Below are 24423 nucleotides of genomic sequence, written 5' to 3'. Positions count from 1 at the left end.
TTATTGATAGGCCGCCGTGGAACTCCAGCGCTGGGAGATCTTTCATGACGTCTTCTTGGCTCACCGTCACCCGCGACACCGCACCCCTGCTGGTCTCCATCCCGCACACGGGAATCGATCTTGCCGGGCTCGACGGCCGGCTGGTCTCGACCTGGCTTGGTCGCCGCGACTGCGACTGGTGGATCGACAAGCTCTACGACTTCTCCGCCGACCTTGGCGCGACGGTCGTCCATACCGCCATCTCGCGCACCGTCATCGACGTCAACCGCGACCCTTCCGGCGTCTCGCTCTATCCTGGACAGGCGACGACCAGCCTGTGCCCCACGGACACCTTCGACGGCGATCCACTTTACCGCATGGGCGAGGAGCCGACGCCGGCCGAGATCGATCAGCGCCGCGAGAAATACTTCGCGCCCTACCATGCCGCCTTGCAGGCCGAGATCGAGCGGCTGCGCGGCATGCACGAGAACATAGTGCTCTATGATTGCCACTCGATCCGCTCGGTGCTGCCGCGTCTCTTCGAAGGTACGTTGCCGGTGTTCAATCTTGGCACCAATGACGGCAAGAGCACCGACCCGTCGCTGCAGGAAAAGGTGGCCGCGATCCTCGCCGCGACCGGCGAGAGCTGGGTGGTCAACGGCCGCTTCAAGGGCGGCTGGATCACCCGCAGCTTCGGCCGGCCGCAAAATGGCGTGCATGCGCTGCAGATGGAACTCTCCAACCGCGGCTACATGCGCGAGCCGCCGGAGAAGGGTTCGCCGGAAAACTGGCCGGTGCCTTACGACGCGACCTACGCCGCGCCGATCCGCGCCACGCTCAAAACCATCCTCGAAACCGCCATTGAATGGGCCGGGCGCTGACGCGCCGACTTGCTAGAAAGGGACAATGATGAACGATCCCCGCCACAACATCCGCGAAGTGCGTGCACCGCGCGGCGACAAGCTCAACGCCCGCTATTGGACGACCGAAGCGCCGCTGCGCATGCTGATGAACAACCTCGATGCCGAGGTTGCAGAGAACCCGAACGAGCTCGTCGTCTATGGCGGCATCGGCCGTGCAGCGCGCACCTGGAACGACTTCGACCGCATCGTCGCCTCGCTGAAGACGCTCGGCGAGGACGAGACGCTGCTGGTGCAGTCGGGCAAGCCGGTCGGTGTCTTCAAGACCCACTCCAACGCACCGCGCGTGCTCATCGCCAACTCCAACATCGTGCCGCATTGGGCGAATTGGGAAAAATTCAACGAGCTCGATAAGAAGGGCCTGATGATGTACGGCCAGATGACGGCCGGCTCCTGGATCTATATCGGCACGCAAGGCATCGTCCAGGGCACCTATGAGACCTTTGTGGAAGCGGGCCGCCAGCATTATGGCGGCAACCTCAAAGGCAAATGGCTCCTGACCGGCGGCCTCGGCGGCATGGGCGGCGCCCAGCCGCTGGCCGCCGTCATGGCCGGTGCCTCTTGCCTCGCCATCGAATGCAATCCGGACTCGATCGATTTCCGCCTGCGCACCCGCTATGTCGACGAGAAGGCCGAGACGCTGGACGAGGCGATGGAAATGATCGAGCGCTGGACCAAAGCCGGCGAGGCGAAGTCGGTCGGCCTGCTCGGCAATGCGGCCGAGATCGTGCCGGAAATGTTCAGGCGCGGCATCCGCCCCGATATCCTCACCGACCAGACCTCGGCGCACGACCCCATCAACGGCTACCTGCCGAAGGGCTGGACCATCGCCGAATGGCGCGAGAAGCGCGTCAGCGATCCCAAGGCCGTCGAGAAAGCCGCGCGCGCGTCGATGCGCGAGCACGTCGAGGCGATGGTGGCGTTCTGGAATGCCGGCGTGCCGACGCTCGACTACGGCAACAACATCCGCCAGGTCGCCAAGGACGAGGGTTTCGAGAATGCCTTCGCCTTCCCGGGCTTCGTGCCGGCCTATATCCGGCCGCTGTTCTGCCGCGGCATCGGCCCGTTCCGTTGGGCCGCGCTCTCCGGCGATCCCGAGGACATCCTCAAGACCGACGCCAAGGTGCGCGAGCTCACCCCCGGCAACACCCATCTCCACAATTGGCTCGACATGGCACGCGAGCGCATCTCCTTCCAGGGCCTGCCGGCGCGCATCTGCTGGGTCGGCCTCGGCGATCGCCACCGTCTCGGCCTCGCCTTCAACGAGATGGTGGCCCAGGGCGAGCTGAAGGCGCCGGTCGTCATCGGCCGCGATCATCTCGATTCCGGCTCGGTCGCTTCGCCGAACCGCGAGACGGAAGCGATGAAGGACGGCTCAGACGCCGTTTCCGACTGGCCGCTGCTCAACGCGCTGCTCAACACCGCGTCGGGCGCCACCTGGGTGTCGCTGCACCATGGGGGCGGCGTCGGCATGGGCTTTTCGCAGCATGCCGGCATGGTGATCGTCGCCGACGGCACGCCGGAAGCCGCCAAGCGGCTGGAACGCGTGTTGTGGAACGATCCGGCGACGGGCGTCATGCGCCACGCCGATGCCGGCTACGACATCGCCCTTGAGTGCGCCAAGGAGCACCACCTCAACCTGCCGGGCATATTGGGCTGACGCGATGCGCATCCTTCGTGCCGCCGGCTACCGCGTCATGCCGTGGAAGAATGGCGGCGGCACGACCACCGAGATCGCCGTCTCGCCTGACGGCGCCGGTCTCGACGATTTCGACTGGCGCATCTCGATGGCCCGCGTCGAGACAAGCGGGCCGTTCTCCAGCTTTGCCGGCATCGACCGCACGCTGTCGGTGCTCGAAGGCGAAGGCATCGTGCTCGATATCGCCGGCAGGCCCTCGGCGCGCCTGACCACGGCCTCAGCGCCGCTTGCCTTTCCGGGCGACGTGCCCACCAGCGCTGCGCTGATAGGCGGCCCTATCACCGATCTCAACGTCATGACGCGTCGTGGGCGGATGACACACCAGGTTGAACGCCTGGCGCTCTCGGCGCCGCTGGATGTGGAGGCGAGTGCGGGCACGACCCTCGTCCTGCCTCTCGGCGGAGAATTCATCGTGCCTGGCGACAAGCCGGTCCGCGTCGGCCCGCTGGACGTAGTGGTGCTCGATCAGGGCGCCCCATATCTTCGCCTCGAACCGGCCGAAGAAGCGGTGCTGTTTGTCATCCGCATCGATCGGACCACCGCCAACGACTAGGCCGCTTGCCGTGGAGAAGGCAGCCCGTCTGAACGTTCAACGATTGGCTTTCAACGGAAGTTTGGACAGTTCCGCGACAACTCGGCCCATGCTTTGTCCAATTCAAGTTTCGAGTTGGTGGTCTCGATTTTCTTCGCTGTCGCGTTGTCGATGAAGTTGCTTTCGGCGCGCATGACGTGGAAAGCTCCCCCTGAAGGCTGCTGATAGAGCACGATATATCCACAGTGGCGGTCGATCTTCTCAAACCTCGTGGCGATATCGACCGCCGCATAGATGCCCGGAAAGGGAGCGTCCGCCGGGTCTTTAAGCCACGTGAATTTGAGTAGTTTCCGTTCCAGCAGTGGACCGGACTGTGAGCGGCACTTCTCGGATTGCTCTGCGAACATAGTCGGCGGAATGGATGATTTGGCGGCATCATCCATCATTTGATATGCTCGTTCGGGGTTGCCGCTATCGAGCATGGAGAAATAATCGGTGACTGTCTGTGTTGCGTCCCGAACCGAATCCTGAGACGGCGTCCACTCTTGCGAACACGCAGGCTGGCCGTCGATCGATGTCAGAGCCACCAACACAATGAAAGCTACGGCTGCGCGCATCCGCTTACCTTGTCACGCCGTCTAAAACGTCACAGGCACTCCAGGCCTATGGCCATATTTCAATCTGACAAACTACCAACGATTAACGGCTGTTGCCAAACATGATCGCGGCGCCCGCGAAATATCGCCCGGCCACTTGCATGCATCACGAAAAAGCCTGAATCCTTTCCCTGATCGGAACCGGGGCAGGGAAGTGAGGGGCGTTCGCCCTTGAGTTGTCGAAAGGGGACGCCCCTGTCATGGAGCGCAAGAAAACTTTCGACCGGACCTGCCATGCAACCAATTGCATTTGAACCGGTTTTAGGGCCATTGCCGTGGCGGTGACGCCGCATTGCGCCCCGCCTTACGGAATAATCAATGAACATTCAGACGAACCCCGCCAAGATCGAATTCACGAGCGCCGGCTTCCCGGGCGTGACGGAAGCGCCGATACGCTCCAATTTCCTGCCTGAGGACCGGCTGCGTGTGCTTGGCGCAGCACTTGCCAAAGGCGAAGTCAGGGACCTTTTCGGGTTCGCGCCATTCGAATTCCAGGCCCGCATCCGCGACAGCGCCAAGAGGATTCTCGAAGTCTACCGTTCGACCAATGCCGCCCAGGCGAAGGGCGAGACGATCACGCCCGCGGCGCAATGGCTGCTCGACAACAATTATCTGGTCGAGGAGACCATCTTCCAGGTCAAGCGCGACCTGCCGCGGCGTTTCTACCGCCAGTTGCCGACGCTCAGGCTTGCCGACGGGACCGTGCTGCCGCGCGCCTTCGTCGTTGCCTGGAGCTATGTCGAACATTCCGACAGCGCGGTTTCGGCGACGATGTTCAAGGCGATCGTCGAGGGCTTCCAGTCGGTCGAGCCGCTGAAGATCGGCGAGCTCTGGGCGCTGCCGTCGCTGCTGCGTTTCGTGCTGATCGAAAACCTCCGCCGCATCGCCGTGCGGGTCGAGCGCACGCGTCAGATGCGCCACATCGCCAACGAGGTCGCCGACCGCGTTCTGGCGACCGACGACAACGCCGACCGGACCAGGATCCTGTCGACCTACGCCGCGCATGCGCAGGACACGACTTTCGCCACCCAGCTCCTCTACCGCTTGCGCGACGGCTCGCAGAACGCCGGCCGGGCGCTGGAATGGCTGGAGGGCGAGCTCGAGAAGACCGGCTCCGACGCAGAGGAGATCATCATCTCCGAGCATCAGACGCTGTCCAGCGGCAATGTCACCACCGGCAATATCATCCGCGGCCTGCGCCTCATCAACGACGTCGACTGGACGGTTTGGTTCGAGGGCGTCAGCCGCATCGACACGTTGCTGCGCGAGAAGACCGATTTCGCCGCGCTCGATTTCTTCTCGCGCGACCAGTACCGCACCGCGATCGAGCAGCTCGCGCGCCGTTCCGACCTCTCCGAATTCCGCGTCGCCGAAAAGGCGATCGAGCTCGCCGGCCATGTTCCGGGCGTCACCGACGCGTCCGGCGTGCCGGAAACCGCCGATCCCGCTGTGCATACCGATGTCGGCTTCTTCCTGGTCGGGCCGCGCCGGCCGGAGCTGGAACAGGCGATCGGCTATCGGCCGCCGATCAATGTGACTTTCAAGCGCGCCTTCACCGCAACGGGCTGGCTGGGCATTGTCGTGCCCGTCTTCCTGCTGACGGTGCTCCTGCTTGTGCTGTCCGGCAACGCGCTGGCCAATCTCGGTCTCTCGGCGGAATCCATCACGCTGATGCTGGCGCTGTTCGCGGTGCCGGCGAGCGAGGGCGCATTGGCCTTCTTCAACACCGTCATGGCGCTCTTCCTCAAGCCGACGCGGCTCGTCGGCTACGACTACAAGCACGGTATCCCCGCCGAAGCGCGCACGCTGGTCGTGGTGCCATCGCTGATCGGCTCGCGCGACGACGTCGAGGAAAACATCCGCAACATCGAGGTCCATCATCTCGCCAACACGGCGGAAGAGATTCATTTCGCGCTGTTGTCCGACTGGCCGGATTCCAAGACCGAGATCGACGCCGCCGACATCGAGATCCTGCAATATGCCCGCGACGAGATTGCCAGGCTGAACGCCCGCTACCCGTCCGAAGGCGCCCCGCGCTTCTACCTTCTGCACCGCCGCCGCCTCTACAATCAGGCGCAGGGCTGCTGGATGGGCTGGGAGCGCAAGCGCGGCAAACTGCACGAGCTCAATCTCCTGGTGCGCGGCGACAGCGACACAACCTTCCTGCCGCTCGACGTGCCGCTGCCGGATAAAGTCACCTATGTGATGACGCTCGACGCCGACACGCGCACCACACGCGACGCCGTCTCGACGCTTGTCGGCAAGCTCGCGCACCCGCTCAACCGTCCGCACTTCGATCCCGTGAAGCGCGTCGTCACCGCGGGCTACACCATCCTGCAGCCGCGCATCACCGCGTCGCTCACCAGCGGCGACGATGCCTCCTTCTTCCAGCGCGTCTTCTCGGCCAACCGCGGCCTTGACCCGTATGTTTTCGCCGTTTCCGACGTCTATCAGGACGTCTTCGGCGACGGCTCCTTCACCGGCAAGGGTCTCTATCATGTCGATGCCTTCGAGGCGGCGCTGAAGAACCGCATCGAGGAAAACACCATCCTCAGCCACGATCTGCTCGAAGGCGCACTCTCGCGCGCCGCTTTGGTCACCGACGTCGAGCTCGTCGAGGACTATCCGACCCGCTACTCGGTCGACGCCTCGCGCCACCACCGCTGGGCGCGCGGCGACTGGCAATTGCTCGGCTTCATGTTCGACCCGCGCTCCGGCGTTCCGGCGCTGTCGCGCTGGAAGATGGTCGACAACCTCCGCCGCTCGCTGACCCCGATCTTCTGGGTGATGGCCTGTATCGCCGGTTGGACGTTGCTGCCCTTCACACAGGCTGCCCAATGGCAAGCGCTGTTGATCCTCAGCCTGTTCATGGCGCCCACTTTCGACATCGTCAACGGCATCCTGCCGAAGAGCGGCGACCAGACGCCGCGCGGCCATTTCTCGGCGCTTGCGCGCGACACCGTGTTCGGCACCGCGCTTGTGGCGCTGAAGGTGCTCTTGATGGCGCATCTTGCCTGGATGATGGGCGACGCCATCATCCGAACGCTTTACCGGCTCTTCGTCAGCCGCCAGAACCTTCTTGAGTGGCGCACCGCCTCGCAGGCGCACAAGAGCGGCGGCAGCGATCTCGGCGCCTACTACAGCATGATGTATGGCGCCGTGATCATCGGCGTCGTCGGCCTTGCCATTCCCGTGCTCGCCGATTCCACCGGCGCGTTCGTCGCCTTCTTCTTCGCGATTTTCTGGATCGGCTCGCCCGCCGTTGCCTGCTGGATCAGCCGCTCGGCCGAAACGGAGGACAGGCTGCGCATTTCGGCGTCCGACATCCATGCGCTGCGCACCGTGGCGCGACGCACCTGGCACTATTTCGAGACTTTCGTGACGGCCGAGCACCACCATCTGCCGCCCGACAATTTCCAGGAAAGCCCGGCGCCCGTGGTGGCGCCGCGCACCTCGCCGACCAACATCGGCGTCTATCTGCTGTCGGTGGTGTCGGCGCGCGATTTCGGCTGGATCAGCCTGTCCGACGCTATCACCCGCATCGACGCAACGATGACGACGATCGAGAGCATGCCGCGCGATCGCGGACACCTCTACAACTGGTACGACACGACGACGCTGAAGCCGCTCTATCCGCTCTATATCTCGGCGGTGGACAGCGGCAACCTTGCCGGCCATCTGGTCGCCGTGGCCGCGGCCTGCGCCGAATGGGCCGAAGCGCCTTCCGTCCACCTGCAGGGCGATTTCGAAGGCATCCTCGACACCGTCACCATCCTCGACGAGAGCCTGGAGGACCTGCCTGACGACCGCCGCCAGCTGAGGCCGCTGCGCCAGCGGCTGGCCGACCGCCTCGACGGCATGCGCCGGGCGGTGATGACCATCAAGGCCCAGCCCGAGATGGCCTCGATCCGCACCATCAACCTCGCGGTGCTGGCCGGCGAGATCCGCAAGCTCGCCACCGCCATTCACGTCGAGGCGGCGTCGCCGAAGAGCGACGTCATCGCCGACTGGGCCGCAAGGCTGGAGGCGACCTGCGAAGCGCATGTGCACGATTCGCACAATGACGAAAGCGCTGTCACGGCGCTGCGCACCAAACTGCTCGCGCTACGCGGGCGCTGCCGCCGCTATGCCTTCGAGATGGAATTCTCCTTCCTGATGCGGCAGGAGCGCAAGCTCCTGTCGATCGGCTACCGCGTCGAGGAGCACCAACTCGACGAGAGCTGCTACGACCTGCTCGCTTCCGAAGCGCGGCTGACCAGCCTGTTCGCCATCGCCAAGGGCGACCTGCCGACGGAGCACTGGTTCCGGCTTGGCCGGCCGATCGTCGAGATCGGCTTCAAGGGCGCGCTGATGTCCTGGTCGGGCTCGATGTTCGAGTACCTGATGCCGCCGCTGGTGATGAAGGAGCCGCAGGGCTCGATCCTCAACCAGACCAGCAAGCTCATCATCAAGCGCCAGATCCAGTATGCGCGCTCGAAGAACGTGCCCTGGGGCATTTCGGAAGCGGCCTACAATGCCCGCGATCGCGAGCTCACTTACCAATACACCAATTTCGGCGTGCCCGGCCTCGGGCTGAAGCGCGGCCTCGGCCAGAATACGGTGATCGCGCCTTACGCCACCATCCTGGCGGCGCAGTTCTACCCGCGCGAGGCGGTGCAGAATCTCATGCGGCTGCGCTCGATCGGCGCGCTTGGCCGCCACGGCTACTACGACGCGGTCGATTTCACGCCGCAGCGCGTGCCGGAAGGCACCGACCATGCGGTCGTTCATAACTACATGGCCCACCATTCCGGCATGTCGATCGCCGCTGTTGCTGACGCCATCTTCGAGGGCCGGCTGCGCGAGCGCTTCCACAGCGATCCGGTGATCGAGTCGGCGGAGCTCCTGCTGCAGGAGAAGGCGCCGCGCGACATTCCGGCCGCGACCGTCAGGACGGAGGCCGACGAGCGCGCCAAGGACGAGACCGAGACCGAGAGCCCGGACAGCCGCATCATCCTCGACCCGATCAGGGCGCTGCGCGCGACCAATGTCATGTCGAACGGCCGTTACTCGGTCATGGTCTCCGCCACCGGCTCCGGCTACAGCCGCTTCGGCGAGCTTGCCGTCACCCGCTGGCAGCCGGACCCGAGCGAGGATCGCCTCGGCTCCTACATCTTCCTGCGCGACACAGCGACCGGCGACTGGTGGTCGGCGACCGCCGAGCCGAAGCGCGCCGAGAACGAGCGCGTGCAGACGCTGTTTGCCGATGACAAGGCGAGCTTCACCAAGTCCGTCGGCTCGCTGCGTTCGGAAGTCGAATGCATCGTCATTTCCGAAGGCAATGGCGAGGGCCGCCGCATCACGCTCTACAATGACGGGGCCACGGACCGCCACATCGAGGTGACCTCCTTCGCCGAGCTGGTGCTGGGCAACGAGGCCTCGGACAATGCCCATCCCCTATTCTCGAAGATGTTTGTCGAGACCGAGATCGCGGCGAACAACGGCGCCATCTTCGCCACCAGGCGCAAGCGTGACAAGAACGAGCCCGACCTCGCCATGGTGCATTTCGTCACCGATCCGTCGGGGCCCTCGCGTGACGCGGAGGCCGAGACCGACCGGCGCGCCTTCATCGGCCGCGGCCGCACCATCGCCGACGCTGCCGCCTTCGATCCCGGCGCCCGGCTCTCCGGCGGCCACGGCTTCACGCTCGACCCGGTGGCGGCGCTCCGCCGCCAGGTGCGCGTGCCGGCCAACAAGAAGATCTCGCTCACCTTCTGGACCATTGTCGGCGCCAACCGCGGCGAGCTCGACGAGGCGATGGGCCGTCTCGACCACCAGGAAAGCTTCGCCCGCCAGGCGATGCTCGCCTGGACGCGCAGCCAGGTGCAGACGCGCCATCTCGGCCTCAGCCTGACCGATGCCGCCAATGTGCAGACGCTGGCGCGCTACCTGATCTATCCAGATCCGTTCCTGCGCCTGCCGGCCGAATCCATCGCCTCGGGCCTTGGCCGCCAGTCGAGCCTGTGGCCGACCAGCATCTCCGGCGATTTCCCGATCTTCCTCGTGCGCATCGGCGATGTCGCCGACCTCGAGATCGTCGCCCAGGCGCTGCGCTTCCAGGAGTATATGCGCGCCCGCGGCATGATGATCGACTTCGTCGTCGTCAACGAGCAGGCGTCCTCCTATGTGCAGGATCTGCAGCGCGCGGTGGAGACGCTGTGCGAGAACAGCCGCCTGCGCGGCCGCGAGCTTGGGCCTCGCCAGCACATCTTCGCGGTGCGCCGCGACCTGATGGACGAACCGACCTACAAGACCTTGCTGTCGGTCGCGCGCGTCGTGCTCCACACCCGCAACGGCACCATCTTCGACCAGCTCGAGCGGGCCGAGACGGCGGCATTGCAGGCCCGTGACGCCTTGCAGCAGGCGGAGGGTATTCCGACCCGCCAGCCGGTGCCGCCATTGCCTGAGCCGACGCCGGCAAGCCAGGGAGGAGCCGATATCGCCGCCGACGGCGCCGGCCTCAGCCTCTGGAACGGCTTCGGCGGCTTCGACGGCGACGGCCGCCACTATGTGACGCGGCTGACCGGGCGCCGCACGACCCCGCAGCCCTGGATCAACGTCATCTCCAACGCGTCGTTCGGCTTCCACGTTTCGGCCGAAGGCTCCGGCTTCACCTGGAGCCGCAACAGCCGCGACTACCAGTTGACGCCGTGGTCGAACGATCCGGTGTCGAACCGGCCCGGCGAAGGCTTCTACATATACGATCAGCTGAGCGGCAAGGCGTTCTCGCCGATGGCCGCGGTGGTGCGCGATCCCTCTATGACCTACGAGACCTGGCACGGGCAGGGATTCTCGACCTTCCGGTCGAAGCGCGGGGCGCTGTCGATGGATCTGACGCAGGTGGTCGACCCGGTGGATCCGGTCAAGATCACGCGGCTGCGCATCCAGAATAGCGGCCCGGCGCCCGCAAGGCTGCGCGTCTATGCCTACGCCGAATGGGTGCTCGGCGGCCATCGTTCGCGCACGGCGGCGACCATCGTGCCCACGCGGGACGCCGCGACCGGCGCCATGCTGGCGCAGAACCCTTATGGTCTCGATTTCGGCGAGCGGGTGGCTTTCCTCGCCGCCGCTGCGCCCGTTCATTCGGTGACCGCCGACCGCACGGAGTTCATCGGCAGGCACGGCACCACGGAATATCCGCAGGCCGTGCTTGGCGGGCTTGCCCTGTCCGGCCGCGTCGAGGCAGGCGACGATCCCTGCGCGGTGATCGCCAACGACATCGACATTCCGGCCGGCGGCGACGTGACGCTGTTCTGGCTGCTCGGCGACGCCGCCACGGCCACCGAGGCGAGCGCCTTGGTGCAGACCCATCGCGGCAAGGACTTCGACCAGCGTCTGGCCGACAACGAGCGCGTTTGGCGCGGCTTCCTCGACACCATCCAGGTCGAGACGCCGGACAAGGCGCTCAACGCCATGGTCAACCATTGGCTGCCCTACCAGAGCCTGGCCTGCCGCATCCGCGCGCGCTCGGCCTTCTACCAGGCGAGCGGCGCCTTCGGCTTCCGCGACCAGTTGCAGGACACGCTCGCCTTGCTGGCGCACGATCCGAAGCTTGCGCGCGACCAGATCCTCAACGCCGCGCGCCGGCAGTTCCCGGAGGGCGACGTGCAGCACTGGTGGCTGCCGCGCACGGATGCCGGCGTACGCACCATGATCTCCGACGATGTCGTCTGGCTGGCGCATGCGACGGCCCGCTATATCGAGGTGACGGGCGACGTGGCGATCCTCAAGGAGCAGTTGCCCTTTATCGACGGGCAGGAGCTTGGCGAGGGTGAGCATGACGCCTTCTTCACGCCCGAGATCACCAAGACCACCGCCTCGCTCTACGACCACTGCGCGCGGGCGCTCGATCTCGCCATCAAGCGCAGCAGCCCGGCCGGCCTGCCGCTGATCCTCGGCGGCGACTGGAACGACGGCATGAACCGTGTCGGCGAGGGCGGCAAGGGTGAGAGCGTCTGGCTGGGCTGGTTCCTGTTGAAGACGCTGGGCGACTTCGCTCCCGTCGCCAAGGGACAGGGCGATGCCAAGCGGGCGCAGGCCTGGACCAAGCACGCGGACCTGCTGAAGCGGGCGCTGGAGAGCACGGCCTGGGACGGCCAGTGGTACCGGCGCGGCAGCTTCGACGACGGTGCGCCGCTCGGCTCCCGCAACTCGGATGAGTGCAAGATCGACTCGATCGCCCAATCGTGGAGCGTGCTTTCGGGCGAGGGCGACCCGACCCGCTCGACCACGGCGATGGAACAGGCGACCAGGATGCTGGTCGACGACGAGCTCCAGATCGTCAAGCTGTTCACGCCGCCCTTCTCGAACAGCGAGAGGGATCCCGGCTACATCAGGAGCTATCCGCCGGGCGTGCGCGAGAATGGCGGCCAGTACACGCATGCCGCCACCTGGTTTGTCATCGCGCTGGCCGAGATGGGACGCACCGACGAGGCCTATCGCTGCTTCTCGATGCTGAACCCGGTCAACCACGCCTCGGACGAGAAGGCGGCCGAGCACTACCGCGTCGAGCCTTACGTGGTGGCGGCCGACATCTACGCCGGCGAAGGAAAGGGCGGCCGCGGCGGCTGGACCTGGTACACGGGTTCCGCCGGCTGGCTGTATCGAGCGGCGGTCGAGGGAATTCTGGGCATCGAGCGGCGCGGCAAGCAGATCACGTTTAGACCGAAGCTGCCCGGCCATTGGGACGGCTACGCCGCCACGCTCAAGATGTTCGACGGCGAAATCAACGTTCGCGTCATCCGCGACAAAAAGACCAAGTCGATCGCGCTCGAAGTCAATGGTTCGAAGACGAGATCGGGGTCTTTCGAGCCGAAGCCCGGCGAGAAGACCGCGGTCGTCGTCAAGATACCTGCGTAAAATCAAAGGCTTGGCTTATAGGCCGCGCATCTCCCGGGATGCGCGGCCATGCTTGGCGTTTTACTTGGCAACAATCGCGGCCCGCGGCCCCAAACTGCTTTAGCTCCGGCTAAGCAAGCGCCTTGTGATTAAAAATGTGGCAGCGCGATGCACCTGCCATTATTTTGCCGCAAGGCTGACATTTCACCTTTTATCTCAAACCGTTAGGTGATCACGTCAGATTTCGCACCGTCGTCATCTTTTGTTCGCTAAATGGGAACGGAAGCGATAGACGGGCATTGTTTTGCGACGCGTTAACCGGTACGTGTCAAAAAATGCTGCGGTGCACAATTCCGGAATTGAGCACACACAAGAGTTTGGCGGAGTAGCTGAAGTGTCACTTCTGCAGATCTACTTTAGAGCGCTGGGTTATCTGGCGGCCGACAAGAAGCGGGTCGCCCTGATTTGCGGCGCCAACATCGCGCTCGCAGCGATCGCAATCCTCGAGCCGATCCTGTTGGGCCAGGTGATCGGTGCCATCTCCGAAAAAGGCGCGGTGTTTTCGACGCTCGCCGTCTGGGCCGCTCTCGGCGCCTTCAACGTCATCGCCTTCGTCATGGTGGCGCGGGGCGCCGATCGCTTTGCCCATGCCCGCCGCTCGGAAGTGCTGTGCCAGTCCTTCGAGCGCGTCATCACCATGCCGCTTGCCTGGCACCATCAGCGCGGCACTTCCAATTCGCTGCATACGCTGCTGCGCGCCGTCGAGACTCTGTTCAGCCTGTGGCTCGAATTCATGCGCGTGCATCTCTCGACGGCCATCGCGCTGGTGCTGCTTGTGCCGACCGCGCTTGCCATGGACATCCGCATGTCCGTCGTGCTGCTTGGCCTCGGCGTGCTTTACGTTGGCATCGGCCGTATCGTCATGCGCCGCACCAAGTCAGGGCAGACCGCGGTCGAACGCCACTACCACACCGTGTTTGCCCATGTGACCGATAGCGTCAGCAACGTCGCCGTGCTGCAGAGCTACAACCGCATCGGCCATGAGACCGCGACACTGAAGCGCTACGTCAAGAACCTGCTCGACGCGCAGAACCCGGTGCTCGACTGGTGGGCGGTCGCCAATGCGCTGAACCGTCTCTCGTCGACCATCTCGATGATGATCGTGCTCTCGATTGGCGCTTATCTCGTCACTCGCGGCCAGCTTCGCGTCGGGGACGTCGTCGCCTTCACCGGCTTTGCCGGAATGCTGATCGCTCGTCTCGACCAGATGTCGGCTTTCGCCACCCAGATTTCCGAGGCCCGCGCCAAGCTCGAGGACTTCTATCGCCTCGAGGACTCGGCTGCCGAAAGCGCCGAGTCGGACGGCCTGCGCGAGTTGACCAACGTCACCGGCCATGTGCGTTTCGAGGATGTCAGCTTCGAGTTCGCCAACTCCGGCCACGGCATCGAGGACGTGTCGTTCGAGGTGCCGGCCGGCAAGACGGTCGCCATCGTCGGTCCGACCGGCGCCGGCAAGACGACGCTCATCAACTTGCTGCAGCGCGTCTTCGCGCCGTCCAGCGGCCGCATCCTGATCGACGGCATCGACACCCGCACGGTGACCCGCAAGTCGCTGCGTCACTCGATCGCCACCGTCTTCCAGGACGCCGGCCTGCTCAACCGCTCGATCGAGGACAACATCCGCGTCGGCCGCGCCGATGCCAGCAATGACGAGGTCCACGCCGCCGCCGACGCCGCCGCAGCGCAGGACTTCATCCTGTCGAAGAGTGACGGCTACGACACCGTCGTCGGTGAGCGCGGCGGCCAGCTTTCGGGCGGCGAGCGCCAGCGCATCGCCATCGCCCGCGCCGTGCTCAAGGATGCGCCGATCCTCGTCCTCGACGAGGCGACCAGCGCGCTCGACGTCGAGACCGAGGACCGCGTCAAGGAAGCGATCGACGAGCTGCGCCGCGACCGCACCACCTTCATCATCGCCCACCGCCTGACCACTGTGCGCGACGCCGACCTGGTGGTCTTCATGGACAAGGGCAAGGTGGTCGAGTATGGCGGCTTCACCGAGCTGTCGCTGCGCAACGGCCGCTTCGCAGCCCTGCTGCGCGCCGGCGGCCTGCTCAACGACGAGGAAGTCCGTCGCCTCAGCCGCCCGGTGAACGAAGCGGCGTAAGTTCTTCCCTTCTCCCCTTGTGGGAGAAGGTGGCCGCGAAGCGGCCGGATGAGGGGTGCTCCAGCTTGGCGGTGCCCCTTTTCCAGACGGGATCGCGTCGGATCACCGACGCCTCGTTCCTTCCAGCACCCCTCATCCGTCTCGGCGCTGCGCGCCGATCCACCTTCTCCCACAAGGGGAGAAGGGAAGGCTGCGACAACCGTCCAATTGCCCCGGACGCGCTGCCGGTCTATCTAGGTCGGCATGAGCGACACCTCTTCACGCCTGAGCGGTTTTACCGATCTCGCCAATCCGACGCGCTTCGTCGGACTGGCCGACAAGGTCGTTCCATGGCTGGCGGCGATCGCGGCGATCCTGCTCGGCGTTGGCCTTTACATGAGCTTCACCGCGCCCGAGGATTTCCAGCAGGGCATCACGGTGCGCATCATGTATATCCACGTGCCTTTCGCCTGGCTCGCCATGATGTGCTACACGATCATGGCGGTCTCGGCGCTGGGCACGCTGGTCTGGCGCCATCCGCTGGCCGACGTGGCGCTGAAGTCGGCCGCCCCGATAGGCGCCACCTTCACGGCGCTTGCGCTGATCACGGGCTCCATCTGGGGCAAGCCGATGTGGGGCACCTGGTGGGTGTGGGACGCGCGGCTGACCTCGGTCTTCGTGCTCTTCTTGATGTATCTCGGCATCATCGCACTGACGCGCGCGCTGGATGACGCAAGCCGCGCCGCCTGGGCCGCGGCAATCATCACGCTGGTCGGCTTCATCAACATCCCGATCATCAAATTCTCGGTCGACTGGTGGAACACGCTGCACCAGCCAGCCTCGGTCTTCCGCCTCGGCGGCCCGACCATCGATCCTTCGATGCTCTGGCCGCTCGCCGTCATGGCGCTCGGCTTCACCGTGCTGTTCTTCGCGCTGCACCTGATGGCGATACGCACCGAGATCTTCCGCCGCCGGGTGAGCGCCATGCGCCGGGTTGCGGCGAGGCAGGCGGAGCGGCAGTAGGCGTCACCCCATCCGCCCGCGCGCCGCCACCGGCAGCGTCTCCAGCACCTTGTCGCCGTCGATCAGGTGCACCTGGTCGAACAGGTTCGTCACCACGCAGCAATGGTCGGGCACGACGCGCACACGCTCGCCGATGCGAAGCCTGGCGCCTTCCGCAAGCGTGACGTTGCCGTGTTCCTCGCTCAAGCCGGTGACACGCGCGCCGGGCACGCCGAGCAACTCGCCGAAATCGGGCAGCCCCAGCGTGTCGGAGGATAGCGCCTTGCTGCCGCTGTCGAGGATGGCGCGGGTCGGCGTCGGGTGGCTGACCACGGTGGCGAACACCGTCAGCGCGCAGTCGTCGAGCGTGCCGACGCCTTTGGCGACCTGGTAGCGGTCGAGATAGATGTAGGTGCCGGGCCTGTACTCGGTGACGACGCTGTCCTCGCCCGAGCGCCACATGTCCGGCGTGCCGCCGCTGGAGATGCGCCGGCATTCGAGCCCGGCCTCGGCAAGCGTGTCGCGCGCGCCCCTCAGCCAGGTCTCCGCCTCGGCAGCGCGGCCGGCGGCCGGGTAGGTCATCAGCCCACCGAAGCTGAGGCCTTTTGACCGGTCGATCATCTTTGCCAGCGCCAGCGCTTCATCGGGGCTCTGCACGCCGCAGCGGCCCATGCCGGTGTCGCACTCGACCAGCACCGGCAGCGGATGGCCGGCATCGGTGAAGGTCGCGGCAAGCCCTTCCAAAGTCTCGTGGCTATCGGCCGTCACCGACAGCGTGACGCTGCCGTGCAGCGCCTTCAGCCGTTCCAGCTTGGCGCGGCCAAGGATGTTGTAGGGCAGGAAAATGTCCTCAAGCCCGGCATCGGCCATCACCTCGGCCTCGCCGATCTTCTGGCAAGTGATGCCGACCGCGCCGGCGGCGACCTGCTTCTTTGCCCAATAGGGCAGCTTGTGCGTCTTGATATGCGGGCGCAGCTTCAGCCCGTGGCTGTCGGCATGCGCCTGCGCGCGTTTGATGTTGGCTTCGGCGCGGGCCGCGTCGATCAGGATCGCCGGGGTGTCGAGGTCGTCTATGCTTGGCATGAAGATCACCGCTCAAAGGCATGTCTCCCGAAAGTGGAAACCGGTTTCGGGACAAAGACATGCGCAAATTCAAAAAGATTCCGCGAGGCGTTATGGGCCTGATACTGCCGGTTGTCACGGGGCCAGAGCCGTCAGTTTGCGTCGACAGCGGAACGGCATTGGGCTATGCGAATGGGACGATTTCAGCAGGCAGCGGCCGGAAGGAAAAGACTCATGAAACGATCCACCATAAACGACATCATCCGCGACGCCGACGCCTTCATCCGTTCCTTCGGCTACATCATGCCGCCCTTCGCCTATTGGAGCCCGGAGGAGATGAAGGCTCACAAGGCGGACTCCTCGGCCATATTCACCTCGCGCCTCGGCTGGGACATCACCGATTACGGCCAGGAGAAATTCGACGAGCTCGGCCTCTTCCTGTTCACCGTCCGCAACGGCCGCTACGAGGACATGAAGCTCGGCATGGGCATGCTCTATGCCGAAAAAATCATGATCTCGCGCAAGGACCAACTGTCGCCGATGCACCGCCACAACATCAAGGCCGAGGACATCATCAACCGCGGCGGCGGCAAGCTGGTGCTGGAACTGTTCATGCACGACCGCGACGGCGGCATTGACCCGAAGGCCGAAGTGTCGGTGCCGGTCGACGGCACCATCCACCGATTGCCGGCGGGCGGGCTGTTGAAGCTCGACCCGGGTCAGAGCGTCACGCTGCTGCCCGGCGTCTGGCACGCCTTCTGGGCCGAGGGCAAAGATGTCTTGATCGGCGAGGTCTCGACCGTCAACGATGACCTCACCGACAACGTTTTTCGCGAGCCGATCGGCCGCTTCTCCAACATCGAGGAGGATGTCGCGCCGGTGCATTTGCTGGTGTCGGATTACGAGAAGTGGGTGGGGTAGGCCATTCGACAGCTTTAGCCGCTAGACCGATTCCGGGCACCGGCCCTAGGTCGGGTGGAAACGAAGGCCTGTCAGTCCGTGCTTCTCGTACACATCCTTGAACGCGTCCGAAACGACGATGTGAAACCTCGTGCCCCAATTGTCGTTCAGACGAAAGAGATGTGAGTTTGTCGAAAAACCGTCGACGAGCCTGAGTTCATAGATATGCCAGATGTCTCCGTCATCGAAAGTGTCGAATGTGGATCTCGAAAAATCAAATCCACTGACCTCTTCCATGGGTGCATAAATTTGCAAAGGTCCGCTGTCGGTCCTTGCGACGTAGGATTTGTGATGGTTCTCCACCAGCAGATGGTCGAACAAAGAAAACACTTCTGGTTTGGCGAATATAACGCCGGGATGGCTGCTCGGAACGAAGTCGGGTATTGGCAACGGCCGCTCGTCATCGAACCGGAACTGTAGGGTATCACGATCCACCTGAGCGGCCCCTTTCTCCATTTCCAGAAATTGTTGGGGGCCAGCTACATTGCCATCGTCGGCAAGTATACAATATTCGCGTGCGTTTTCTCTAATCCACCAGTACATTGCTCACTCGTTCGTTCTCAGCAGCGCTACCTCGCATACTTATCCGCCTTCCGATTCCCGAGCAGCAGTTTGCGCTCCAGATGCGCTCTGAGCTCGCCGTAATAGGCGGTGAGGAAGGCCTTTGAATCGGCGGGCTCCGTCTTCGCGCCGATCTTGCGGCCGATCGTCTCCGCCACCGCTTTCATCGCGAAATAGTCGTCGCGGCGCAGCACCTCTTCGAGTTTATGCAATTCGGCGATGCCATAGGCGTCGAGCTGCGCGGCGCTGAACTGGAAGTGGGCCGCGATGGGATCCTTGCGCAGCGAAAGATCCTCGACCAGCGCCACTTTCGGCGCCTCGACCACCCAGGTGCCGGCGAGCAGGTCGCCGATCCGCAACCGGTCGCGGTTGAAGAGCGGAAACAGCGCGAACAGCAGCGCCCACACCAGGCCGAAGATCGTCGACAGCGTGTCGGCGATGCCGGCGCTGCCGCGCGCGGCAAGGATCGACAGCGGCAGGAAAACCTCGATCTCGCGCATCAGGTTGCGCGCGATCACCTGGTCGAGGGTGAGGCCGGCGCCGCTGCGCGAGGCAACCCGTACGCCGACCATGCGCTTGCCGGGCGTCGCCGCTCGTCGGCCTGCCTCGAAGGCGATGAAATAGACGTTGCGCAGCAGGAAGATGAAGATGATCCAGACGATGAAGAGCGGTTCCGCGTCCTGAACGCCGAGCCCGCCCAGGCCGAAGATCGCGACAAGGCTGACCACGACCGCGGCGGTGATGATGATCACCACGTCGAGCAGGAATCCGGAAGCCCGCGTGCCGGCATCCGCCAACTTCACGCGCAGGTCCACGCCCTCCGGCGTGACCAGCGGACGCACGAGCGCGGCAGGGTTCCTAGCCGTTGCCATGCCTCACCATCCGGAACAGGTAGAAATAGCAGATCCACAGCGCCAGCATGCCGCCGCCGATCGAATAGCGGGCGACGTCGCTGGTGATCGTCTGCCGGCCGATGCCTTCGAGCAGGCCGGCAAACAACAGCATCACCGCCACACCGACCATGGCGGTCGCCGCCACGCGCCCGGCTCGAGCGGCCGCGGCCATGCGCGTCAACTCGCCGGGAAAGGCGATGCTGGTGCCGATGCGCATGCCGGCCGCGCCCGCGATCGCGATCGCGAACAGCTCCGTGGTGCCGTGGATCGACAGCCAGCCGCCGAGCTGGAAACCGAGCCCCTTGGCCGCGTAGACCTGGAACAGCGCGCCCAGCATGCAGCCATTCATCAGGATGATCAGAACGCTCGGCGCCGCGAAGGCGAAGCCGAGCGCGAAAGCCAGGATCGACACCTGTGTGTTGTGCGTGAAGAGGTAGGCGGCGAAGCCTGAGAGAAAATGGCCGCCGCCATCGCCGTAGAGCACGCTGCGCAGCATCTCGGCCGACGAATCCGGGTTGCGTCCGCCCGCGAGGCTCGGCGCGATGATGGCGTCGTACCAGCGTTTGTCGGAGGCGACCAGCCAATAGCCGGCGATGGCGCCGATCGCCGTAAGGGCGATCGACGTCCAGACTTCGCGCCACAGGTCGCGGATCGCCGCCGGCCAATCGCGCAGGAAGAAGTCGCCGACGCGTGTTCTCAACGATCGCCGTGCGCCGTAGAGGTAAAAATAGCCGCGCAGGCATAGCGCCTCGAGATAGGCGATCAGCGCGCTGTCGAGCGAGGTCGCGCGCGCCACCGAAAGCGAGGACAGCGCCGAGCGGTAGAGGAGCGGGAGCGACAACAGCTCGTCTTCCGACAGCGCGCGCGGCGCCCGCTTCTCGACGCGCGCCAGCAACGCCTCGAAAGCCTTCCAGTCGGCCTCGCGCTCCTGGCGGAAGCTCGCCAGCGACTGGCGCACCGCATCGGTGCCGGCGGGCAGCGTCATAAGAGGTTTTCCTCCTTGAGCTGGATATAGCGCTCGACCAGCGCCGGGCCGAGCCGCTGGTGGTCGGCCTCGATGACATGCGCGCCGAGCAGCCTGAGGCGCCCGATCACCACTTGCCGCTGTTTCAACAGGTCGCCGGCGGTCACCGCGCGGGCGACATCCTCCGGCATCGCCGGCGCCATGTCGGCCAAGGTCTCCAGCTCGACATCCTTCATCAGCATGAACAGCACCAGATGCCGCTCGGTCAGCCGGCCGACGGTGCGCAGCATCAGCTCGGCGCTGATCGGGTCGACGAAATCGGTGAAGACGATGACCAGCGATCGCCGGTCGAGCTTTGCCGCAAGCGTGGCCAGCGCCAGGGTGAAATTGGTCTCCTCGGTCGAATAGTCGATCTCGGCCGCGCGCTTCTGGATCATCGAGAAGCTCGGCGAGCCGCGCACCGCGCCGCTCGAGACGCGCGGCCTGGCGTCGAAGGAGAACAGGCTGACGAGGTCGCCGCCCTTGAGCGCGATGAAGGCCGAGAGAAGCGCCGCCGTCACCGCGCGGTCGACCTTCGGCACGCCGTCGACGGGCTCGCACATCAGGCGGCCGCAGTCGATGGCCAAAACGATGTTGTTGTTCTCCTCGATCCGGAACTCGCGCGCCAGCAGCTTGCCGTGGCGGGCGCTGCGCTTCCAGTCGATCATGCGCCGGCCCATGCCGGGCTGGTAGTCCTTCAGCGCCTCGAACTCGCGACCCTGGCCGGCGCGCTTCTGCGCATGGCCGTCGGCAAGCGCCGAGCGCTGCAGCAGCGTGATCGCCTCGTCGCGCGCGCGGTTGACATCGGGCAGCACCGTTATCTTGCGGTCCACCGGCAGCACGGCCTGGTTCCAGACCAGCCCGAACGGTCCCTGCCAGCGCAGCCACAGCCGATCGAAGCTGGCGATGCCGCGCCGAACGGCGTCGAATTCGAGATCGAGCGTGCCGCCGTTCGCGGGCAGGGCGCCGCCGGTGCCGGTGACCGGCGTCAGTCGCTGGTCGTGCCCGACGCGCGCCTGCAGCCGGCGCGGCCTCGCGCCGAGACCGGCCGCGATGTGGAGCGTGAAGCGCCCGCCGACGCCGACCTGCGGCGGCGCGGTCAGCGCGGCGTCGAGCGAGGCACGTCCACGCCCGGCCGCGGCGTCGACCGCCAGGAAGGCAAGAAGCACGCAGATCCACAACAGGCCGAGATACCAGACATGCGGCAGCGCCAGCGCGATCAGGAAGGCGGGGATCGCCCCAGCCGCCGCTGCCCACACCGCTCTGCCGCTCGGATAGATCAACGCGGCGCTTCCGTCTGGTCGACGAGGTCGGAAACGATCTGCTCGACCAGGCGTCCGTCGATCTGCGCCGCCGGCGAGAGGATGACGCGGTGGCGCAGCGCCGGCACCGCTAAAGCCTTGACGTCGTCGGGGATGACATAGTTGCGGCCGTCGAGCGCCGCCCTGGCGCGCGCGGCCCTGGCCAGCATGGCGCCCGCGCGTGGGCTGGCGCCGACCTCCAGGTCCGGACTTTCGCGCGTGCCGCGCACCAGCGCCGCGATATAGCCGACGACGTCGTCGACCAGTGTGACGTCGCCGACGGTAGCCAGCGCCGCCTCGAGCGTCTTGCGGTCGGTCTGCGCCTCGATGCCGTATTGCTTGATGTCGTGCGAGGCCGAGCCGCCGCCGTGGTGGATGATGATGGCGCGTTCCTCCTGCGCATCCGGATAGCTCACCCGGTGCTTGAACAGGAAACGGTCGAGCTGCGCCTCGGGCAGCGGATAGACGCCCTGGTGCTCGATCGGGTTCTGCGTCGCCACCACCATGAAGTTGCGGCCGAGCGAGTGCGTCGTGCCGTCGAAGGTCACGGCGTGTTCCTGCATGGCTTCCAGAAGTGCTGCCTGCGTCTTCGGCGGCGTGCGGTTGATCTCGTCGGCGAGCAGGACGTCGCAGAAGATCGGGCCGCGCGTCAGCGTGAACTGCCCGGTCTGGAAATTGTAGATGTTGGAGCCGACGATGTCGCCTGGCATCAGGTCGGGCGTGAACTGGATGCGTCCATAGGCGACACCCAGCGCCTGGGCGAAGCAGCGCGCGGTCATGGTCTTGGCCGTGCCCGGCGGGCCTTCGAGCAATATATGCCCGCCGGCGAACAGCGCCGTCAGCATCAGATCGACCGTGTCGCGCTGACCGGTGATCGCTTTCGCCACTTCTTCCCTGATCGCGCTCGCCAGGGCCTTCACTTCATCGACGTTCACCAAGCCTCCTTGCCGTCCAGTCATGCAGCTTTTCCGCTGCTTCATGCATTCCGGCCAAACTATTGGAATCGTTCGCCGCCTTGAACCGCGCGGTGAAGCCGTGCGCTTCGCTTTTATCGCGGCTATCCAGCCAGCGGTCGAGCGCTTCGCCCTGCAGCCCGTGCGGCGCGCCAAGCAACGCGGCGGCGCGCTGGCGCATCAGCGCCGCGTAGCGGTCGCCAAGGCCTCCGAGCCGCCCGGCGCGCCTGAGCAGCATCGCCGTGGTGTCGACCAGCGCCCGCTTGCCGAAGGCGATGGCGCGCCCTTCGGCGCGCGGCGGGCCGAACCGGCCGAGCCCGTGCAGAAAGGCAAGTGCTGCCGCCGTCAGCACCGACAGCGTCAGCGCCAGGAAGGGCGGCTCGACCAACAGCTTGGCGAGGTCATAGTTGTGGCCGATGCCGTGCAGCGTCAGGTCGAACATCACCGCGCCCCTGGTGGGCTCGAGCATGGCGATCATGTCGAGCGCCGCGGCCGCCTTCTGCTCGTCCTTCAGCGCCGCGTTGTTGATGAGATCGGGATCGGTCAGGATGTAGAAGGGCTCGTTGTCGAGCTCGGTGAGAACGGCCCTGCCGTCGCCGGCAGCGATCAGCGGATGCTCGTCGGCCACCCACTGCAACTCGCCGGGCACGGCGATCTTGCGGCCATCGACATCGATCTGATCGACCGTCGGCTTGCCTTCGCCGAGCTTCGCCTTGGCGATGCGGCCGAGCCAGTCGTTGACGACGGTATTCGGCAGCCGTTCGACCTTCGTCTCCCAGCCCTCATGCTCTGGTTGCGGAAAGGTCACCCATTTGGGCAGCACGAACAGCGTGTCCTTGCCGGAGCGCAGCTTGATGATGCGCTGCAGCGCCGCCGGGTCGCTTTCCGGAGCGATGGTGACGATGAGCAGGAAGGTGGACGCCAGGGACGATTCCAGATCCTTTTCGCCGCGCGCCATGGGCGGCGCCTGTCCGTTGGTGAGCTTCAGCCATTCGACAAGCCCGGCATAACCGGTGCCGCCTTTGGAGAACGGCGTGCCGCCACCTTGAGGCTGGCGGAAATCCGGGGCGTAGGTGGAGAGGAGAAAAAATCCGGCTGCCGCCAGCAGGCTGGCGAAGATGCCCCAGAACAGCGTCCTGCCGCTGAACGGTGCCTCGGCTGTCTCGCTCGCCTCCGCGCTCATGCCCAGGCATCCCGGAAGGCGAAGCGCTCATAGGCGCCGCGCGCCTGCCCCCAACCCTCGGCGCCGACTGGGCGGCGGGCAAACAAGGCAGCCTCGACGATGCGCGCGATCTCGCTGAACGCCGCGCGGGGGCGGGTAGGGATGGAGCTCGCGGCCGCGATGTCGCGCGCGGTGAGCGACGGGCGCAGGAAATCGGGCAGGCGGGTGGCGATGTCGGCGACGCTGCGGCGCAAGAGAAGATGCACCGCCTCGTCATAGTCGCCGCGCGCGGCGAGCGCGTCGGCCTCGGAGAGCAGGATCTGCGCCGCACCGGCATCCGGGCGCCATTCTTCCTTCGTCTCGTCCTCCTTGCGGGCGCGCCGCCATGGCAGCCGCCAGGCGGCCCCCTTCGCCTCGAGGACGAGCAGGAACACGATGATCGCGACGCCGATGATCACCGCCCCCCAGAACAGATAGATCATGTAAGGGCCGAGCTTCGCCAGGGCTTCCAGAAAGGGCTTCAGCCATTCCGGCGGTTCCGGCCGCACCAGGCCTGGCAGGTCGAACTGGATCGAATCGTCCGTCAGCAGCTGCTTGTGCATCCTGCCCAGCCATTCGGCGTCGGCCGTGCCCGGCTGTGCGACAGTCACCCGCGCGTTCCCCCTGCAGCCTGCGGTTCGGCGTCGACACTGGCAATATGGAAAGACAATTGCAAGTGCA

Annotated in this window: 16 protein-coding genes; 7 read left to right on the top strand and 9 right to left on the bottom strand. The window is 65.4% G+C overall.

Annotation, left to right across the window (positions count from 1 at the left end; genetic code table 11):
* The first annotated feature begins 44 nt into the window (after positions 1-44).
* From hutG to EN874_RS05195, 3 genes are read left to right on the top strand one after another with little or no spacing between them, the layout of a single operon-like run.
* Entirely contained in the window at positions 45-860 is an 816-nt protein-coding gene (gene hutG / locus EN874_RS05205; RefSeq protein ID WP_127424301.1) for an N-formylglutamate deformylase, read from the top strand.
* 28 nt (positions 861-888) lie between these two features.
* Complete coding sequence (gene hutU / locus EN874_RS05200; RefSeq protein WP_127424530.1) at positions 889-2559, top strand: urocanate hydratase; 1671 nt, start codon at positions 889-891, stop codon at positions 2557-2559.
* A gap of 4 nt (positions 2560-2563) precedes the next feature.
* Positions 2564-3151 carry a HutD family protein gene (locus EN874_RS05195; protein ID WP_127424300.1) on the top strand — a complete coding sequence of 196 codons (588 nt, stop codon included), beginning with the start codon at positions 2564-2566 and terminating at the stop codon, positions 3149-3151.
* 50 nt (positions 3152-3201) lie between these two features.
* On the opposite strand, the gene EN874_RS05190 is transcribed toward EN874_RS05195, so the two are convergent.
* A complete protein-coding gene (locus EN874_RS05190) occupies positions 3202-3747 on the bottom strand; it encodes a DUF4019 domain-containing protein (protein WP_127424299.1) in 546 nt (181 codons plus the stop codon).
* Positions 3748-4104: 357 nt separating this feature from the next.
* Here EN874_RS05190 and EN874_RS05185 point away from each other — a divergent pair, with 357 nt between their 5' ends.
* The 3 genes from EN874_RS05185 (at position 4105) to EN874_RS05175 (ending at position 15829) form a co-directional block, all read left to right on the top strand.
* Entirely contained in the window at positions 4105-12684 is an 8580-nt protein-coding gene (locus tag EN874_RS05185; RefSeq protein ID WP_127424298.1) for a glucoamylase family protein, read from the top strand.
* A gap of 373 nt (positions 12685-13057) precedes the next feature.
* Complete coding sequence (locus tag EN874_RS05180; RefSeq protein WP_127424297.1) at positions 13058-14827, top strand: glucan ABC transporter ATP-binding protein/ permease; 1770 nt, start codon at positions 13058-13060, stop codon at positions 14825-14827.
* Positions 14828-15070: 243 nt separating this feature from the next.
* Positions 15071-15829 carry a heme ABC transporter permease gene (locus EN874_RS05175; RefSeq protein ID WP_127424296.1) on the top strand — a complete coding sequence of 253 codons (759 nt, stop codon included), beginning with the start codon at positions 15071-15073 and terminating at the stop codon, positions 15827-15829.
* Between the two features lie 3 nt (positions 15830-15832).
* Here EN874_RS05175 and EN874_RS05170 read toward each other — a convergent pair whose 3' ends face one another.
* The gene (locus EN874_RS05170) at positions 15833-16891 is read right to left on the bottom strand and encodes a D-TA family PLP-dependent enzyme (RefSeq protein ID WP_127424295.1); all 1059 of its coding nucleotides are present in this window, start codon (positions 16889-16891) and stop codon (positions 15833-15835) included.
* Positions 16892-17104: 213 nt separating this feature from the next.
* Between EN874_RS05170 and EN874_RS05165 the strand changes: the two genes are divergently transcribed.
* Complete coding sequence (locus tag EN874_RS05165; protein ID WP_127424294.1) at positions 17105-17791, top strand: D-lyxose/D-mannose family sugar isomerase; 687 nt, start codon at positions 17105-17107, stop codon at positions 17789-17791.
* Positions 17792-17836: 45 nt separating this feature from the next.
* Here the strand turns inward: EN874_RS05165 and EN874_RS05160 are convergent, their stop codons facing one another.
* Genes EN874_RS05160 through EN874_RS05130 form a run of 7 tightly spaced genes read right to left on the bottom strand, consistent with a single transcriptional unit; the run spans position 17837 to position 24353 of the window.
* Positions 17837-18373 carry a hypothetical protein gene (locus tag EN874_RS05160; RefSeq protein ID WP_127424293.1) on the bottom strand — a complete coding sequence of 179 codons (537 nt, stop codon included), beginning with the start codon at positions 18371-18373 and terminating at the stop codon, positions 17837-17839.
* Positions 18374-18399: 26 nt separating this feature from the next.
* On the bottom strand, positions 18400-19263 hold the full coding sequence (locus EN874_RS05155) for an RDD family protein (RefSeq protein ID WP_127424292.1): 864 nt from the start codon (positions 19261-19263) through the stop codon (positions 18400-18402).
* Positions 19250-20269, bottom strand: a complete 1020-nt coding sequence (locus tag EN874_RS05150) for a stage II sporulation protein M (protein ID WP_127424291.1) — start codon at positions 20267-20269, stop codon at positions 19250-19252. Before EN874_RS05150 ends, EN874_RS05155 begins: the two co-directional genes overlap by 14 nt.
* The gene (locus tag EN874_RS05145) at positions 20266-21570 is read right to left on the bottom strand and encodes a DUF58 domain-containing protein (protein WP_127424290.1); all 1305 of its coding nucleotides are present in this window, start codon (positions 21568-21570) and stop codon (positions 20266-20268) included. Before EN874_RS05145 ends, EN874_RS05150 begins: the two co-directional genes overlap by 4 nt.
* Positions 21567-22523 carry a MoxR family ATPase gene (locus EN874_RS05140; protein WP_127424289.1) on the bottom strand — a complete coding sequence of 319 codons (957 nt, stop codon included), beginning with the start codon at positions 22521-22523 and terminating at the stop codon, positions 21567-21569. The genes EN874_RS05145 and EN874_RS05140 overlap by 4 nt, the downstream gene beginning before the upstream one ends.
* The gene (locus EN874_RS05135; RefSeq protein ID WP_127424288.1) at positions 22510-23724 is read right to left on the bottom strand and encodes a DUF4350 domain-containing protein; all 1215 of its coding nucleotides are present in this window, start codon (positions 23722-23724) and stop codon (positions 22510-22512) included. Before EN874_RS05135 ends, EN874_RS05140 begins: the two co-directional genes overlap by 14 nt.
* Positions 23721-24353, bottom strand: a complete 633-nt coding sequence (locus EN874_RS05130; RefSeq protein ID WP_127424287.1) for a DUF4129 domain-containing protein — start codon at positions 24351-24353, stop codon at positions 23721-23723. The genes EN874_RS05135 and EN874_RS05130 overlap by 4 nt, the downstream gene beginning before the upstream one ends.
* Positions 24354-24423 lie beyond the last annotated feature (70 nt).

The organism is Mesorhizobium sp. M1D.F.Ca.ET.231.01.1.1, assembly GCF_003999155.2.
Lineage (GTDB): Bacteria > Pseudomonadota > Alphaproteobacteria > Rhizobiales > Rhizobiaceae > Mesorhizobium.
Note: the sequence above shows the minus strand (reverse complement) of the source record. Positions and strands in the feature narration are given on the sequence as shown.